Raw genomic sequence first — 16,896 nt, forward strand, 5'->3', positions numbered from 1 at the left:
ACAAGAATTCGCAGTAGTATTATAATGAGTAAGTTAAAAAAGCTTAGTGCTGGACTTTCTTTGACAGGCCTGATTGGTAGTGATGATATAGATATGCAAAGGGCAGGAAATAGAAAGAAGAAATATCAATTTTTGGATAAGACGTTCGCATGGATTGATGCGATGATAAATTTTATTTTTAAACGTGAGAGTAATAACGTAAATGAAGTCCTAAAAGTCACATGGGGACCACTATTTTTTGGTTTAGTGGTGATATTCATCTTTTTTGGAATAGGTGGTATTTGGTCAGCTATAGCTCCAATTGACGGAGCAGTGCATGCAAGTGGAGAAGTTATTGTCTCTTCAAATAGAAAAATAGTGCAACACTTGGGTGGGGGAATAATAAGCAAAATTTTAGTAAAAGAAGGTCAAACAGTTAAAAAAGATGAGCCTTTAGTTTTATTAAGTGATGTTAACGAAAAGGCAAATTTGAGTATAATTAAAGAAAAACTCTTATCATTTTTGGCAACTGAAGCAAGACTTATTGCAATTAGGGGAGACTTAGATACGCTAGAATTTTCTGATGAGGTTAAAAGATTATCTAACGATGAACTTGTAAATAAAGCGATAAAGAATCAGGTAAAGTTGTTCAACTCTCAGAGAAAGAGTATATTAGGAAAAACTGACATACTGCAACAACGTATAAAGCAGTTAAATGATGAATTAGCAGGGCTAAATTTTCAACTAAATGCAGCCCATAAGCAATATGACTTGATAACTGAGGAGTTAGAAACAAAAAGACAATTACTTGATAGTGGCCATATAAGCAAACCACACATTTTAGCTTTAGAAAAACAGTTTGCTGAAATTGAGGGTAGAGTTGGACATTACCGTTCTGCAATATCTCAAGTACAGCAAAAGATTGGAGAAAATGAGTTAGAGATTATAAATGTGAAGAATGATGCTCAAGAAAGAGCAAATGCTGAGCTTAAGGAAGTTAATACATCTATTGCAGACTTAAAAGAGAGGCTGATGGTTGCTGAAGATTCGTTAGCACGTACAATAATTAAATCACCTCAAGATGGTATAGTTACAGATATAAGATACCACACTGAAGGTGGTGTTATACAATCTGGAGTTCCAATCATGAGTATAGTACCATCAGATGATGATCTAATAATAGATGCTAAAGTTCTAACCAGAAACATAGAAGAGATACTGTCAGCAAAAAAGAAAGATAGCAATATAGTCTCTATCGACGGACTAGAAGGGCTGAAAGTTAAAGTAAGGCTGAGCGCTTATAGTGCACGTCGCTTAAGTTTAATTAACGGTATAGTAAACCATATTTCCCCTGATGCTCTTGATGATCCAAGGATGGGGCGTTATTATTCAGTGCGAGTGGTGATACCAAAATCAGAACTTGCTCAATTTAAAAACGTATACCTATATCCTGGTATGCCAGCAGAAGTATATATAGTTACTCAATCCCGCACTCTTTTATCGTTCTTGTTTACACCTATAATTGCAACATTCGATAGATCTTTCATAGAGAGATAATTTATTTTGCTTTTCTAAAAATTTGTTTACAGACCCCAACTATGGATTAAATAAAGAGATAAAAGTGCAGCTAAGAAGAGGAAAACAGGGTAAGCTCGAGTATTTTAGCAATAATTAAGAGGTTACCCATGAAGAAAGATATTTTACTGTTGCGTCGAGGATTTTTGTCGCACAGTCGATGATAATTTTGCTAATATGCTCCTATCAAAAGGCAGAAAACCCACTAGAATACCAGACTTCGGAAATTCTCACCATAATTCTATTATATCATCAATCCCCTTGCAAAAATTTCAAAGCTTTTTACCTACTTTATCTGCCGCTTTATAAATCTGAATTTTCTAAGTTGCCAACATATGACCGATTTATCGCTCTTAAATCACGAGTTTTATGGTATTTAGCATTACTTTTGCAATGGTTCTGTAAACAAGCAAAAATCTTCCTACATAGACACTTCTACAATCGCTGTTTGCCACAAAAAAAGGATCTCCAAGAACAAAGTTTTTGATGGTTTGGCAGAAATTGGTAAGAGCACGTATGGTTGGTTTTTTGGCTTTAAATTGCACTTGGTGATTAACGAAATTGGAATCACTTACTCTAACTAAAGGTAACGTTGATGACAGAAAACCTTTGCCAATTCTTACTAAAAGACTGACCGGACTTTTGTTCGGAGATAAGGGCTATATAAAGAAAGAGCTCTTTGAGAAACTCTTCGATAGAGGCCTAAAACTCGTCACTAAAGTAAAAAAAGGCATGAAAAACGTACTGATTTCACTGAAAGAGAAGATTTTACTAAGGAAAAGATCGATTATTGAGACTGTTTTCGACTCCTTGAAAAACAAATTTGAGATTGAGCACACAAGACACAGATCGCCAACAAATTTCCTAATTCATGTTTTTTTTGTTCTGATTTCCTATTCCATGCAGTCGAAAAAGCCCTCTATTTCTATGCCTTTCTTTGCTGGCTAATCCATAGTTGGGGTTACAGAGTTTGATATGCAAAAAAATTTACACACAAGTAGTGTATTATTTTATAATTATTTTCTATAATATGTAAATCTTTGATTTAAGATGCAAATGCTAACGTAAACATTAAAGGTTAATTAGTAAACTCAGCTGTATAATAGAATTAAAGGAATTAGTAAGATTTTTACCTCAATGAATTATAAATAGGCAAACTTACCTAAAGTTTAATAGTGTCTGTTACTGCTTTTAGGTGTGAGGCTAGAGGGTTATTAGCAATAACAGACACTATTAAACTTATTATAGAACTTCCTTAAAGTAAATACTTAACTTAAAATATTATAATATTTTAACTTAAAATAGATTCATGTAAATGCTTTTTCCTCAAGTTAGTATCGTATTAGTATATTTATTAAATGCTAAAAAAACATTAATCATCATTTACTTTTGATTCAATATTTAGCAAAACACTTGTGTACATTCTATAATCTCTGTTTGCATAGTAAGTGTATATATATTATTATACAGTTAGTTTTACAGCAAAAAATATGGTGAAGTTATTTGCATTATTGATAATGTTTTACTCAAACATATCAATTGCTTCTGCTCCTACTTCTTGGCAATTTGGATTTCCTGCGCCTGCAACTGAGATAATGGAGGCTGTAGTTAAGTCACATTCGTTTGTGATGAGTGTAATGATTGCAATTATGCTTTTTGTATGGGCCCTGCTTGCTTATGTAGTATTTCGCTTTCGTAAGGGCAAAGTGAAAAATGTCAGTAAAATAACTCATAATATCTTTGTAGAAATTATCTGGTTTGTTATACCAACGATTATTGTTGGGGTATTGGCTTTTAAAAATGCTGAATTAATTAAACTACAGGAGAAAGTGCCAAAAGCTGACATAACACTAAAAGTTATTGGTCATCAATGGTATTGGAGTTACCAGTACCCAGAATATCAAGGTATTTCATTTGACAGCTATATAAAAGGAAAAGAAGACTTTACCGAAAGAGATTTAAAACTATTCTCTGTTGATAATAACGTTATTTTACCTATCAATACTAATATTCGTTTACAAGTGACAGCAGGAGATGTAATACATAGCTGGGGAATACCGGCTTTTGGTATAAAAATTGATGCAATACCAGGTAGGCTGAATGAAGCATGGTTTAACGTTACAAAGCCCGGTATTTATTATGGGCAATGTTATGAACTATGTGGTCAAGGTCATGGATTTATGCCAATTGTTGTTGAAGCAGTGAGTAAAGAAGATTTTAATAAGTGGATTGAAGATAAAAAATTAGTAAGTTAAGTTTGGAGTATAGATATGAGTGATGTACCAAAAGGTATAAGACGTTGGCTGTTTTCTACTAATCACAAAGATATAGGGACACTATACATTATTTTTTCCATATTAGCTGGAATTATTGGTGGATTATTATCGGTAATTATTCGTACTCAGCTAATGCACATTAATATACTTAACAATAATTACCAGCTATATAACGTAATGATTACAGGGCATGCGGTAATAATGGTGTTTTTTATGATAATGCCAGCCTTAATGGGAGGATTTGGTAATTGGTTCGTACCTCTCATGATTGGTGCACCAGATATGGCATTTCCTCGTATGAATAATTTAAGTTTTTGGTTGTTAGTTTCATCTTTTATTTTGCTTATCCTCTCGGTATTTGCTGGCGAAGGTCCTGGAACAGGATGGACTTTATACCCACCTTTGTCGCAAATTATGTCCCACCCAAGTGCAGGAGTTGATCTTGCTATACTTGCACTTCATATTGCTGGTATGTCATCAATTGTTGGGGCGATCAACTTTATAGTCACTATATTCAATATGCGTGCAAAAGGTATGTCACTCACTAAAATGCCACTATTTGTTTGGTCTGTTTTACTAACGTCATTTATGTTAATTGTTGCCTTACCGGTACTTGCTGGTGCTATAACTATGCTGCTAACTGATCGCAATATTGGTACTTCCTTTTTTGATCCTGCTGGTGGCGGTGATCCTGTGTTATTTCAACACCTGTTTTGGTTTTTTGGTCATCCAGAAGTTTACATAATTATTTTTCCTGCATTTGGCATCATAAGTCAAGTCATATCAACTTTTTCCCATAGGCCAGTATTTGGCTATATGGGAATGGTTTATGCCATGATAGGAATAGCAACGTTTGGCTTCATGGTTTGGGCTCACCATATGTTTACTGTTGGGCTTAGCGAGGATGCTGCTATATTTTTTAGCACTAGCACAATTTTCATTGGTGTTATAACTGGTGTAAAAGTCTTTAGTTGGATTGCAACTATGTGGGGTGGAGCGATTGAATTGAAGACACCAATGCTGTTTGCATTAGGTTTTATTTTCATGTTTGTTGGAGGTGGTATAACCGGAATAATTCTTTCTCACGGTGGAATAGATAAGCTTTTGCACGATACCTATTATGTCGTTGCTCACTTTCACTATGTCATGTCGCTTGCTGCATTATTTGGAGCTTTCGCCGGTTTTTATTATTGGATAGGCAAAATGTCAGGTAAGCAATATAACGAGTGTTTAGGAAAGATACACTTTTGGCTCACTTTTATTAGCACCAATGTCACTTTCTTACCCCAGCATTTCCTGGGATTAGCAGGTATGCCAAGGCGTGTACCTGATTATCCCGACGCGTTTATCCCTTGGAATTATATATCCTCAATTGGCTCATATATGTCCTTTGTTTCAGTTATGTTTTTTGTATTTATAGTTATACATCTCTTTAAGTGGGGCAAAAAAACTGGAGATAATCCTTGGGAAGGTGACACTTTAGAATGGACGGTATCTTCACCACCGCCTTTTCATACTTTTGAAAAACCACCAGTGATAAAATAGAATGTACACAAGTGTTTTGCTAAATGTTGAATCAACAATACTGGATTTTTGGCATTTGCTGAAGCCAAGGATAATGTACCTTGTAGTGTTTACTGCAATTGCTGGAATAGTTGCTGCACCAGGTAGCATTCATCCTTTCCTTGCACTAATATCTCTTATGTGCATTGCTCTTGGTTCAGGATCTGCAGGTGCAATAAATATGTGGTATGACAGAGATATAGACTTGCTTATGGAGAGAACAAAAAACCGCCCTATACCTTCAGGTAGAGTTTCTGCAGAAAGCGCGCTTGAATTTGGCATAACTCTTGGAATATTGTCAGTATTTATCATGGCAATAGCAGTGAACTATGTTTCTGCTGCTTTGCTTGCAATTAGCATATTATTTTATGTTTTTGTGTATACAATTTGGCTCAAAAGGCGTACTCCGCAGAATATTGTTATTGGTGGTGCAGCAGGTGCTTTTCCTCCAATGATTGGCTGGGCGGTTGTAACTGACTCTGTAAGCTGGGAAAGTTGTATTCTATTTTTAATAATTTTTATGTGGACTCCACCACATTTTTGGGCTCTATCCTTAAATAGATCTGAAGATTATACAAAAGCATCGATTCCAATGTTCAATATCGTTTATGGTCCAGAAAAAACGAGGAAATATATATTAATCTATAGCGTGTTACTCGTATTAACTAGCTTACTTCCAGCACTATTTTTGAAAAAGGCTCTATTTTACCTCAGTATGGCAATTATTGAAGGGTGTGTTTTTATTTGGTTTGCTGCATCCGTTATAAGGCTTAAGAGTCATAGCTCGCAGAAAAAAATGTTTTCTTATTCGATTTCTTATCTATTTTCTCTGTTTGCCAGCGTTATTTACTGCTCTATTGATTTGTTTTAACCATGAAAGAACATAAAAACTATCTTTTACTTTCTCTTCTAATAATGCTCGTTGTAGCACTTTTTTTTATTTCCATAATAAAATTTAAAGGTGCGGCTTAAATTGCCTCTATATCTATAAAAATTGTGATTTTATAGAAGCAACGATATACTTTATTAATTCACTACAGTTAAAGATGAAGAAAAAGGAAGTGACAATATACACAGATGGAGCATGCTCTGGTAACCCAGGGACAGGAGGGTGGGCAGCAATCATATTATTTCAAAATCATAGAAAGAACATCTGTGGTAGAGAAGAAAATACTACAAATAATAAAATGGAGTTAACAGCAGTGATCAATGGACTGAAGGTATTAAAATTTCCTTGTAATATCAGTTTGTATACGGATAGCCTCTATATTAAATACGGTATAACAGAATGGATAAATAAGTGGAAAATGAACGGCTGGAAGACAAGTAATAAGAAGTCAGTAAAAAATATAGAATTATGGAAAGAATTAGACGATGTTGCTTTGCAACATGAGATTAACTGGAAGTGGGTGAAAGCGCATAATGGTGATAAATACAATGAAGAAGCCGACAGCTTAGCAAGAAAAGCAATAATCGATGCTTAAAAAAATAGCTCTATCATTTTCTATAATTTTATTATTTATATTCTGCTTCTTTATCCCTTTTAAAGGGGAAGGTCCTTTAGAAATCAATATTAGTTATATTAATTTTTATATAAAGAAAAAAATATTAAAGATATTTACCAATTCGGATGTCAGCATGGAGAGTACCTCGGTTATTTGGCAGAAAGATGGCAAGCTAGTCATTACAGATTTAAAAATAACAAATCCTGACTTTACCATAGAAGTTCCTGAGCTTTTCGTACACTTTAAGTTAAGTTCCAAAAAGTTCTCTCAGGTTTTAGCTGGTAATGTACACATATATATCAAGAAGGAAGAGACCAGAGGAATAACAACATCTGTAATGACAGATAAGATGAGTAGTACAAAAAATCTGCTGAAGACAATAAGAAAAATTTTTTTCTACTTAAATGCAGACTCAAGGATTGAAATTACTAACATTGCTGTCAATAAAAGCACGGAAGGTGAATTCTTCATTGATAAAGTATATGTAGGAAAGGAGGAAAATTTTAATGTTTTGAATATTCGTGTTCATACAAAAGATAAAAAGGGGATTCTAGATGATTTATCTATTATGATAAAAAATCGCAATAATTTGTTAAATTTGTATGGAACATTTTATAACCTAAAGTTGGGGCTATTTAACGAGTTTTCCACACTAGTTAAAAGTTACAATTTGGACAAAGAAATAGGGTTCAAAGGGAACTTCTCAATGAGAATTAATGGAAAGGATGAAGTTATGGATGGAAACATATACGTGTTAAATACAGAGAGTCACTCAGGTAAAAACTTAGCCTTGACTAATGTAAATGTAAATTTGACATATAGTGATGAAATCATTAGCGTAAAAAACTTTCATTTTAGGTTAAATGATACTTACCTTTCTTTGATTGGCAAAATGAACTTTGGCACAAATCATGCTTTGCTTAGAGTTAATATTAGTAAACTTGTTGCAAAAGATTTATGTACTTATGTACCAGATGGTGTAGTAAATAGTAAATTTAAAAGCTGGTATTGTAATAATATTGATGGGGATGTTCTAAATACCATTGTAAGTTTCAATGGCAAAATTAACAATTTGGTTAATGACGATCTATCAGACATTGTAATTGTTGCTGATATAGAAAATTGCAGCGTTAAATTTGATGAAGATTTTGAACGAGTGGAGAAGTTGAACGGTGAGTTAACTCTCAAGGATAACAATCTCAAAATTATTGTAAATAGTGCCAAGTTCCAGAATTTCACTATCGATAGTAGTGATATTGAAATGAACTCTCTAAATAAGGAAGATTCAGTTCTTACCATTAACGGTCAGGCTGTAAGTGATGCTTATGGGTTATATGAGCCTATAAGATTTAAGCTGGATGATGTGGTAAAACTTGAAAGAGATAAAGTAGGTGGAATAGCAAAGTCTGTATTCAATTTTCGCATTTTTAATCTAAACTCTAGTGATAAAAAAGTAGATTTTTCGGCCAAATTTCATTCTGAAATTGATAATTTGGTGGTGTATAATGGAAGTTTTGGTAAGTATGATATTAAGCTCGATTTTGGGAGTGACTTTATAGATTTAAATGGTAGTGGTATGGTGAATAATACACAGCTTCTATTTGACCTCAAAAGTAGCAATAAAAATAGAAATTTTGCCTGGAATTTGACTGGAGATTTGCCTGCTCAAATACTTAATTTCGGTGATGGTTACATAAATGCAAATATAGAATCAGTGGTATATCAAGATAAGACGGGATATATTAATGGTAATATAGATTTATCAGAGCTTGAGTCACGTTCAAGCTACTTAGGGTGGAAAAACCATTTTGAAGATCACAATAAAGTTTTATTTTCTACAAGGCTAAAAGGAGTAGGTGAGTTGCTAATAGACAAACTAGACGTTGTAGGAAATGATCTAGACATAAAATTCAGCGGAAGAGTAGAAAATGGAAATCTATATTTAAATTCTAGCAACTTTAAATTACCTGATAATAATTTTAGTATAGAGATTGAGTCAGGTAAGGAGAAAAATGCCATAACTATTCATGGTGAGAAAATCAACTTAAGTGATGTTTTAGGTTTACTTGGCAAAGATAGTAATCGATTAAATAACAACATAGAAGTTACTATGAATGTTGATAATATAATTATGAAAGAAGGAATTATCATAAAAGATGCTAAGCTAAATGTAACTTGTGCTAAAGGTGATTGTAGTGGAAGTCAATTCACAGGACAGTTTTTAGAAGATAACAGTAATATACTAGTAGAACATAGTGAAATAGGGCTTGAAATATATTCGGATAATTCAGGTATGCTTTTGCGTTCTTTAGGTATTGGTAAATCAGTTAAAAATGGCAAATTATCTCTTTATCTATCTTCTAAGAGAGAAAATGGAGAACATTATGGTATGTTATCTATCAGCAATTTCTATATCAAAGATGCTCCACTGCTTACCACTTTATTATCAATGTCTTCACTGCCTGGTATTGTAAATGCTATAAAGAACGAAGGTGTACATTTTTATAAGTGTAATGCACCTTTTTCATATAAAGATGGCACTGTTGAAATTGAAGAATCTTGGCTTGAAGGAGCGGAACTAGGCATTAGCACTAGTGGTACGCTCGATATTAAGGGTTATAAATTCCAGGTTGAAGGACAAGTAATACCAGCATATTCAATTAACAAATCTTTGTTGAAAATCCCTATAATCGGAAAACTTCTGACTGGTGGGAAGAGTAGGGGGATTATTTCAATAGACTACAAAGCAAATGGTGATGATAAAAACAACAACGTATCTGTTAATCCTATCTCTTCGCTAACCCCAAGCTTACTTAAGAGGTTATTAGGAGTATTTGATCGTATTATGACAAAAACTAATAAAAGCATTTTAAAAGGTAGTTTGAAGAAGAAATTTAGCTCAATATGACCAGAAGAAAAGTTGTTTATTGATGTTTAGTTAGATGGTAAACGTTAGATACAACAAACAGAGGAAGTTAGATAAAATAATTAAGGGAACAAGAATATAAAGGTTTAACTTGAAGTAACCGGATAAAATCTGAGTCACACTTCCAAGTGCTGGTACCCACGAAAGCAATGCAACTGCACAAATCAGTAGGTGCCTTACGATTTTTGGTGTTTTGTCTTCATTCTCTAATTTGTGATGTGATCTTCTGATAAAAATTGTTATTCTACCTAAATACCAGTTAGCTATTCCACCAAGACTGGATCCTAATACTCCAAAAAGTAATATAAGTAGTTGATCGTAGTTTGACCTAAAGCATAACATAGTGTAAAGTACAAAACCTTGATGTATGGGTAAGATAAGCGATGATACTAGGCTATCTATAAACAATAGGAGATAATTTTCCATACCAAGTTGTTGTACCATCTTCGTTGTCAGAAATTGTAACCCCCATTTGTTTCAATTGCTCTCTTATTTTGTCTGCAGTATCATAATCTTTATTTTGTTTTGCTACTTTTCTTAAGTCTATCAACCTTTCTATTTCTTGATGACTCACACCACTTGCAAACCACTCTTGATAACTTGACTCAAGAATACCAATGAACCTTGCGCTTTTAACAAACTTCTTAGTTAATTTGAGCCTCTCACATTCATTACTTGTCTTATTGATTTCTGTAGCCATTTCATGCAATATGGCTACAGCTTCAGGAATGTTTAAATCGTTTTTCAAAGCCTCTATAAAATCTTTAGAGACTTCTGCATCACTTTCCTCAATACATGTACTACGTAATAACCGATAAAACTTGTTTAAAGTTTCTTGCGACTCAGAGATAACATTTTCTGTCCAATCAAGTGGTTTTCTGTAGTGAGTTTTAAGCAGCGCATAACGTATTACTTCACCCTTTATTCCACTATCTAACAAATCCCTTACTTTGACTATATTAAATAAGGATTTGCTCATTTTCTCTTCATTTACTGTAAGAAACCCGTTGTGTACCCAATATTTTGCAAACGTTGACTCAGCAAATGCAGATTTACTCTGTGCAATTTCATTCTCATGATGAGGAAATTGCAAGTCTATACCCCCACCGTGAATGTCAAAATCTTTGCCAAGGTAAGCATATGACATTGCTGAACATTCTATATGCCACCCTGGTCTTCCCTCTCCCCATGGACTATTCCAGTGACTTGAAAGTTTATAGTCAGTTTCGTTTGCAGGTTTCCAAAGTACGAAGTCTCCTGGGTGTTTTTTATTTTCACCAACTTCAACTCTACTACCGTAGTTTAATTCATCAATTTTTTTTCCTGATAAAACGCCGTATTCAGGGTAAGATTCTACACTAAAATATACATGTTTATTGGATTCATAAGCATGACCAGCTTGCAGCAAAGACTCAATTAACTTGATAATGTTATCTATGTTTTCCGTTGCTTTTGGTTCATATGTTGGTTCTGCACAATTTATGCTTTCCATGTCTTCATGAAAAGTTTTAGTGTAATATTTGCTAATGCTTTCTATATTACTATTTTTCTCATTTGCTGCATTGATTATCTTGTCATCGATGTCGGTTATATTACGCACATAAGTAACTTTTCCATAACAAAATTTAAGCAGTCGAAATAATACATCGTAAACAACAATAGAACGTGCATTACCTATATGTGCTGTATCATATACTGTTGGCCCACAAACGTACATTTTTATATGATCTTTATCGATCGGTGTAAAGGGCTCTTTTTTTTTTGTTAAAGTGTTGTAAAGCTTAACCATATACAAAGCTTTTTAGAAAAGAAAATGCTCCAAATATAAGCTGTGGTCCTTTAACTATTACGACAAGAGTAAGTAATAACCCACACAATGATACTAATACTCCCATTATAGAGAGAAATCCATCTTTGCTCATGATACCCAGTGAAATGAGAGTTGTACCAATTGCAGGAATGAAGTTAGTTAAAGGAAGTGGGATTGCTATCGATAATGCACAAAGCAGCATTATAAATGCTAAAATATTTTCACCAGGACCACGAAAAATGAAAGACATTCTTGGTTTCATGAACTTTTCTATTTTTTTTAATGTAGGTGAAGTTTTCTCTACCACGAGAGCTAGTGTTGAACGTTGAAAAGATTTCCTTTCTAGCCAATTAGGCATCCAAGGAGAATCAAACCCAAATAGAAGCTGCAGTGAAAATAAGATTAAAGGTATAGAAAGAATGGTTGTATAGCCAGGTGGAACAGGTATAGGTACTGATAGCGGTAAAGAGAAGATGATTATTAAAATACCAAAACCACGCTCATGTAAAGCTGTTTTAATATCAAATAATGTTACTTTATCATTATCGTTATTATTAGTATCTGCAACCTCTTTTAGAATATCAGAGGCCAATTTTTTATCTTCAGTCAATTTCACACTTTTTTCCACAGTTACCCTTTAATAACAATATAACTTCTAACTAACATAGTTATTGCTATATTTCAATATCGATTATTCATTTCATGCTGTACTTCATTCTTTTATTAAAGTGTTGTAAAGCTTTTAAGTTATAAGGCTTTTAAGAAGAGAAAGTGTTCCGGCTATAAGTTTTGGTCCTTTAACTATTACAATAAGGGTAACCAATAACGCACAGAATGAAACTAACACTCCTAACGTAGATAAAAATCCATCTTTACCCATAATGCCGAGTGAAATAAGAGTTATACCAATTGCAGGAAGGAAGTGAGTAAAAGGTAATGGAAGAGCTATTATTATTGCACAAAGCAACATCATAAAAGCTAGAATCTTTTCACCCGGACCAAGAAAAATAAAAGACATTCTTGGTTTCATGAACTTTTCTATTTTTTTTAATATAGGTGAAGTTTTCTCTACCACGAGAGCTAATGTTGAACGTTGAAAAGATTTCCTTTCTAGCCAATTAGGCATCCAAGGAGAATCAAACCCAAATAGAAGCTGCAGTGAAAATAAGATTAAAGGTATAGAAAGAATGGTTGTATAGCCAGGTGGAACAGGTATAGGTACTGATAGCGGTAAAGAGAAGATGATTATTAAAATACCAAAACCGCGCTCATGTAAAGCTGTTTTGATGTCGAACAATGTTACTTTATCACTATCGTTGTTATTGGTATCTGCAACCTCTTTTAGAATATCAGAGGCCAATTTTTTATCTTCAGTCAATTTCTCACTTTCTTCCACGATTAACCTTTAATAACATTCTAACTAACATAATTATTACTGTACTTCAATCATACCTCTTCAATTCTTTAGCCTTGTTTAAACAAATGACACGCACTTTAGTGCGTGTCACGAAACATAAGGAAGCTAACGATCTGGTTCATTAGATGATAGTTTCTCTGAATCCTTAAGTTCTTGTTTAAGGTTTTTAATGCCTTTGCCTAAATCACCCATAACTTGTGGTAACCTACCTGCACCAAACAGAACTAAGATTATTATTAAGACTAGAAACAGCTGCCATGGACCTAAACTCATTTGTACCTCCGTTGAAAATATTAACTTTTAGGTATTAAAACTTGACTGAAGCCAAGTGATACATAAATTATATCACTTTTATTGAATTATAAATCAAGAGTTTTTAATTATCTTATAATAGTTTTAGCCTAACATTAAGTTTAGTTTAGCTGTAGAGTAAAAGGAAGCTCACTAAAAAATTTTGCTAACGTATCATCTTTAGGTCTGTGGTATATGTAGCTAGGAACTCCTGATTGAATAATTTTACCATTTTTCATCACGTAAATAAAATCTGCAACTTTCAACGCTTCTTGCGGATCATGAGTTACCATGAGTACAGGAATATTTTTGCTTCTAAAAAGTGACAATATATGGTGCCTTATTCGATATTTGAGCAGTATATCTAAATTAGAAAATGGTTCATCGAGCAAAACAACATCAGGATTTTGCGCCATTACTCTTGCTATTGCAACTAATTGTTGCTGTCCTCCTGATAAAGCATGAGGGTACATGTTTTCATATTTTTCTATATTAAATAGCTTTAAGATTTCCAATGCAGTAAGGTATTTTTCTTTTTTAGAAGTACTGCAAATAGCAAAAGTTATATTTTCTATTACTGTTTTATGAGGAAATAATGCAGAATGCTGAAAAATCAATCCGATATTTCTACGCTCTATAGCAATTGACACTTTGTTACTTGCAACTAATTTATCATTTATAACAATGGTTCCAGATTTTGGATTTTCTATTCCTGCGATTAATTTTAGAATTGTTGACTTGCCACAGCCAGAATGACCTAGTAAACAGGCAACACTTCCTTTCTTCACTTGAATGTTGATGTTGCTTAAAGCAAAGCCATCTTGATTACTATAAAAGTAACTAATATTGTTAACTAGCATTAATCTTTCAATTGGAATCGTATTATTAAATATAACAGTATTACATTCAAGAAATACAGAAATATTTTTTATTATTGTGAATTAATTGTACAGGGTGCCTAGAAAAATGCGAGACTTTTTGCTATAATTTTGCATAAATAGCAGAAGACATGGGACTATAGCTCAGTAGGATAGAGCGTTGGATTCCTAATCCGAAGGCCGTGCGTTCGAATCGCACTAGTCCCACTTAATCTTAATAAAATGAAAGAAACTAATACAAATTTGCAACATTGCTCTAAAAGCTAGAGTTTTAACCTACAACGTTTTCGATTGATTTTGCAGACTCAACCTTATTTTCTTTCATCTCTCTATAACTTGGCAATGTAGAATTTTTTACATGTAATCCAGTTACTATTGTAACCAAGACAGCTACAACACCACAAATTACTGCACCAGCTACAGATGGAACTATCACAGCAGTAGCAACAAACAATCCTGTAATAACAACTCCAATAACATCACTCCTTAATGAGGTGTAGAAACTTTCTTTGCTTTCTTTGTATTTAGTTTCTTTTTCATGTGGTGGAGAAAATTGAGCCTCTACAAAGCCGTTAGCTCTCTTATCATTATTTGGTGTGACAGTTGGGTCAGCCCTTGTTGATACAGGCGTTTCATTTTTGTTATTATTACCGTTAGTACTAACTGGAGGCGCTGTTGCTACAGATCTATTACCAATATTTCCATTACTGCTGCAAGGTTTTGCTCTATTTTCTTTTACATTGGGTGTTTCTGGTGTAATAAAGTTTAAAAGTACCTGAGTAATTTCTTCTTGTGTATTATTTTGTGTATTATTCATAGCACACTCTAAAGCTGCTTGTCTGCTTTCAGCATTTACATAACCTAAAAATGCTTTAACTTCTTGAACATTACCTTGGATAATAGCAAGACGCAGAGCGTTAAATTTTTCTTCTTCATTAAATTTACCACTATCCAAGAGTATCTTTATAACATCAGCTTGTTTATTTATTGCAGCTGTACCCAACACAGTTTTGGAAGCAGTATCTTTAAAATCGATTCCGATGTTTAAATTTGTGAGTAACTCAACAATCTTTAGGAATATAATGCGATCGTCGATAATACCAGGTCCTTCTGAACGGACAGCATAATAAAGCAAAGTCCAACCATCTTGGTTTGTTATTTTTATATCTATTTTCTCTTTTTTAAGCTCATTACAAAACTCCTCAGCAGTTATATTAGGGTTGCTAGCTACAATTTTCTTTATCTTGTTGTATGAAGTAGAAAATTGATCATCTTCATTTTTGTTGCTAAGTTCTGCTCTATCTTCTTCTAAATTAGGTGTATTTTGCTCTTCCTTTTCCTTGTTTTCATCAGCAGTTACTTGTTCTTGCTCAGGAAGCTTGAATCCGTTTTCAAGGAAAAATTCTCTAACACTTAGGTTGTCATTTTCATCTGCAAGTTTTAGAAGTAAGTCTCCTAATGAATTGTTCCCTTCGCATTTACTTTGCAAATCAATGTCTTTAAATTTAGTCTTTCTTCTTAACCTATTTTGCAAGCTTTCAAGGGTGATTTTATTGTTGTACCTATTATCATTAATTAAAAACCTATCTGCATCTAGACACAATTCCTTGATTTCTTCCTGACTGTACAACATAATTAAACCTACTATTACAATGCTCTATTATACCAACTTTATCAAAGTCAGTCAAGGAATCTTGCAGTATCAAATGGCATGATATATATTGATTTATTATTCTCGAGCAAATGATGGAAGATTTAGCTTATAAGTTAGTGAAAGTAACCGAAGCTGCAGCACTTGCTGCATATAAATTGGCAGGCCTTGGTAATGAAAAAAAGGCCGATCAGGTTGCAGTTGATGCAATGCGTACGGTGCTAAACTCAATGGAAATAAATGGTACAATTGTGATTGGGGAAGGGGAGAGGGACGAAGCACCGATGCTATATATCGGAGAAAAAGTTGGCACAGGAAGTGGCCCTGAGATTGACATCGCTGTTGATCCACTTGAGGGCACTACGATTTGCGCTCATTATAAACAAGGGGCAATGTCTGTTCTTGCTGCAACAAAAAAAGGTAATTTTTTACATGCACCTGATGTTTATATGGAAAAGATAGCAGTGGGAAAAAATCTCCCAGAGGGTGTAGTCTCACTAAAAAATAGGATTGAGAAGAATCTGGACAATTTAGCCAAGGCAAAAGGATGTAAAGCAAGTGATCTTATAGTAACTGTACTTAAACGTGAAAGGCATGATGAATTAATATTGAAAATCAGGAGATTGGGAGTAAAAGTTAAACTAATAGATGATGGTGATGTTGCAGCCGTAGTTTCACTAATAAATGGCAACCACGATATGTATATCGGCATAGGAGGAGCACCAGAGGGAGTGCTTGCAGCTGCAGCACTAAGCTCAATCGGTGGACAGATGGAAGGAAGATTGATATTTGACACCGATCAGTTAAGAGAAAGAGCAAAAATTTTGAATATCACGGACCCAGAAAAAATCTACACCATAAAAGATATGGCAAAGGGTGAATCAGTGTTTATTGCAACTGGAGTAACAAATGGAGAACTTGTGGATGGAGTAAAACTTAATCGAGATATCTGCTTGACCCGTTCATTAATAATATTACCTGGTAAGGTAGTAAAAATACAAACGAAATCAATATCTTGAACATTT

14 protein-coding genes, 1 tRNA gene and 1 pseudogene are annotated in these 16,896 nt (G+C 33.8%); 9 read left to right on the forward strand and 7 right to left on the reverse strand.

The window, feature by feature from the left end:
* Nucleotides 1-24: 24 nt before the first annotated feature.
* From ABWU45_RS03215 to ABWU45_RS03245, 7 genes and pseudogenes are all read left to right on the forward strand, one after another.
* A complete protein-coding gene (locus tag ABWU45_RS03215) occupies nt 25-1,536 on the forward strand; it encodes an HlyD family type I secretion periplasmic adaptor subunit (protein ID WP_264374713.1) in 1,512 nt (503 codons plus the stop codon).
* 138 nt (nt 1,537-1,674) lie between these two features.
* Nucleotides 1,675-2,502: pseudogene (locus ABWU45_RS03220) on the forward strand (IS982 family transposase).
* A 542-nt stretch (nt 2,503-3,044) separates the two neighbouring features.
* The gene (gene coxB, locus ABWU45_RS03225; RefSeq protein WP_264375831.1) at nt 3,045-3,809 is read left to right on the forward strand and encodes a cytochrome c oxidase subunit II; all 765 of its coding nucleotides are present in this window, start codon (nt 3,045-3,047) and stop codon (nt 3,807-3,809) included.
* A gap of 15 nt (nt 3,810-3,824) precedes the next feature.
* The gene (ctaD, locus tag ABWU45_RS03230; RefSeq protein WP_353278986.1) at nt 3,825-5,375 is read left to right on the forward strand and encodes a cytochrome c oxidase subunit I; all 1,551 of its coding nucleotides are present in this window, start codon (nt 3,825-3,827) and stop codon (nt 5,373-5,375) included.
* Nucleotide 5,376: 1 nt separating this feature from the next.
* On the forward strand, nt 5,377-6,264 hold the full coding sequence (locus ABWU45_RS03235; protein ID WP_052264838.1) for a heme o synthase: 888 nt from the start codon (nt 5,377-5,379) through the stop codon (nt 6,262-6,264).
* Between the two features lie 175 nt (nt 6,265-6,439).
* Nucleotides 6,440-6,877: a ribonuclease HI gene (gene rnhA, locus ABWU45_RS03240; RefSeq protein WP_010401349.1), complete on the forward strand. Its 438-nt coding sequence runs from the start codon at nt 6,440-6,442 to the stop codon at nt 6,875-6,877.
* Nucleotides 6,870-9,806, forward strand: coding sequence for an AsmA-like C-terminal domain-containing protein (locus ABWU45_RS03245; protein WP_353278987.1), 2,937 nt, complete (start codon nt 6,870-6,872; stop codon nt 9,804-9,806). The genes rnhA and ABWU45_RS03245 overlap by 8 nt, the downstream gene beginning before the upstream one ends.
* Before the next feature lie 30 nt (nt 9,807-9,836).
* Here ABWU45_RS03245 and ABWU45_RS08375 read toward each other — a convergent pair whose 3' ends face one another.
* The 6 genes from ABWU45_RS08375 to ABWU45_RS03270 all read right to left on the reverse strand — a co-directional run bounded on the left by ABWU45_RS08375 (nt 9,837) and on the right by ABWU45_RS03270 (nt 14,202).
* Nucleotides 9,837-10,250: a YqaA family protein gene (locus tag ABWU45_RS08375; protein ID WP_012481730.1), complete on the reverse strand. Its 414-nt coding sequence runs from the start codon at nt 10,248-10,250 to the stop codon at nt 9,837-9,839.
* A complete protein-coding gene (cysS, locus tag ABWU45_RS03250; RefSeq protein WP_064085935.1) occupies nt 10,219-11,613 on the reverse strand; it encodes a cysteine--tRNA ligase in 1,395 nt (464 codons plus the stop codon). Before cysS ends, ABWU45_RS08375 begins: the two co-directional genes overlap by 32 nt.
* Nucleotides 11,606-12,262 (reverse strand): exopolysaccharide biosynthesis protein, encoded by a 657-nt coding sequence (locus ABWU45_RS03255; protein WP_007302767.1) that lies wholly within the window; start codon nt 12,260-12,262, stop codon nt 11,606-11,608. The genes cysS and ABWU45_RS03255 overlap by 8 nt, the downstream gene beginning before the upstream one ends.
* A 114-nt stretch (nt 12,263-12,376) precedes the next feature.
* A complete protein-coding gene (locus ABWU45_RS03260) occupies nt 12,377-13,030 on the reverse strand; it encodes an exopolysaccharide biosynthesis protein (RefSeq protein ID WP_007302768.1) in 654 nt (217 codons plus the stop codon).
* A gap of 126 nt (nt 13,031-13,156) precedes the next feature.
* Entirely contained in the window at nt 13,157-13,324 is a 168-nt protein-coding gene (locus tag ABWU45_RS03265; protein WP_006013840.1) for a twin-arginine translocase TatA/TatE family subunit, read from the reverse strand.
* 140 nt (nt 13,325-13,464) lie between these two features.
* Entirely contained in the window at nt 13,465-14,202 is a 738-nt protein-coding gene (locus ABWU45_RS03270; protein ID WP_007302769.1) for an ABC transporter ATP-binding protein, read from the reverse strand.
* 151 nt (nt 14,203-14,353) lie between these two features.
* Between ABWU45_RS03270 and ABWU45_RS03275 the strand changes: the two genes are divergently transcribed.
* Nucleotides 14,354-14,427: transfer RNA gene (locus tag ABWU45_RS03275), tRNA-Arg, on the forward strand.
* Between the two features lie 64 nt (nt 14,428-14,491).
* Here the strand turns inward: ABWU45_RS03275 and ABWU45_RS03280 are convergent.
* Nucleotides 14,492-15,709, reverse strand: coding sequence for an ankyrin repeat domain-containing protein (locus tag ABWU45_RS03280; protein WP_353278988.1), 1,218 nt, complete (start codon nt 15,707-15,709; stop codon nt 14,492-14,494).
* A gap of 257 nt (nt 15,710-15,966) precedes the next feature.
* Here ABWU45_RS03280 and glpX point away from each other — a divergent pair, with 257 nt between their 5' ends.
* Nucleotides 15,967-16,890, forward strand: a complete 924-nt coding sequence (gene glpX / locus ABWU45_RS03285; RefSeq protein ID WP_254230082.1) for a class II fructose-bisphosphatase — start codon at nt 15,967-15,969, stop codon at nt 16,888-16,890.
* The last annotated feature ends 6 nt before the right edge of the window (nt 16,891-16,896 follow it).

The sequence above is a fragment of the Wolbachia endosymbiont (group B) of Longitarsus flavicornis genome, assembly GCF_964028135.1.
In the GTDB taxonomy this organism is placed as follows: domain Bacteria; phylum Pseudomonadota; class Alphaproteobacteria; order Rickettsiales; family Anaplasmataceae; genus Wolbachia.

Coding starts and splice junctions, on each gene's coding strand:
- ABWU45_RS03215 (WP_264374713.1), top strand. CDS start 25: ATGAGTAAGTTAAAAAAGCTTAGTGCTGGACTTTCTTTGACAGGCCTG.
- coxB (WP_264375831.1), top strand. CDS start 3,045: ATGGTGAAGTTATTTGCATTATTGATAATGTTTTACTCAAACATATCA.
- ctaD (WP_353278986.1), top strand. CDS start 3,825: ATGAGTGATGTACCAAAAGGTATAAGACGTTGGCTGTTTTCTACTAAT.
- ABWU45_RS03235 (WP_052264838.1), top strand. CDS start 5,377: ATGTACACAAGTGTTTTGCTAAATGTTGAATCAACAATACTGGATTTT.
- rnhA (WP_010401349.1), top strand. CDS start 6,440: ATGAAGAAAAAGGAAGTGACAATATACACAGATGGAGCATGCTCTGGT.
- ABWU45_RS03245 (WP_353278987.1), top strand. CDS start 6,870: ATGCTTAAAAAAATAGCTCTATCATTTTCTATAATTTTATTATTTATA.
- ABWU45_RS08375 (WP_012481730.1), bottom strand. CDS start 10,250: ATGGAAAATTATCTCCTATTGTTTATAGATAGCCTAGTATCATCGCTT.
- cysS (WP_064085935.1), bottom strand. CDS start 11,613: ATGGTTAAGCTTTACAACACTTTAACAAAAAAAAAAGAGCCCTTTACA.
- ABWU45_RS03265 (WP_006013840.1), bottom strand. CDS start 13,324: ATGAGTTTAGGTCCATGGCAGCTGTTTCTAGTCTTAATAATAATCTTA.
- ABWU45_RS03270 (WP_007302769.1), bottom strand. CDS start 14,202: ATGCTAGTTAACAATATTAGTTACTTTTATAGTAATCAAGATGGCTTT.
- glpX (WP_254230082.1), top strand. CDS start 15,967: ATGGAAGATTTAGCTTATAAGTTAGTGAAAGTAACCGAAGCTGCAGCA.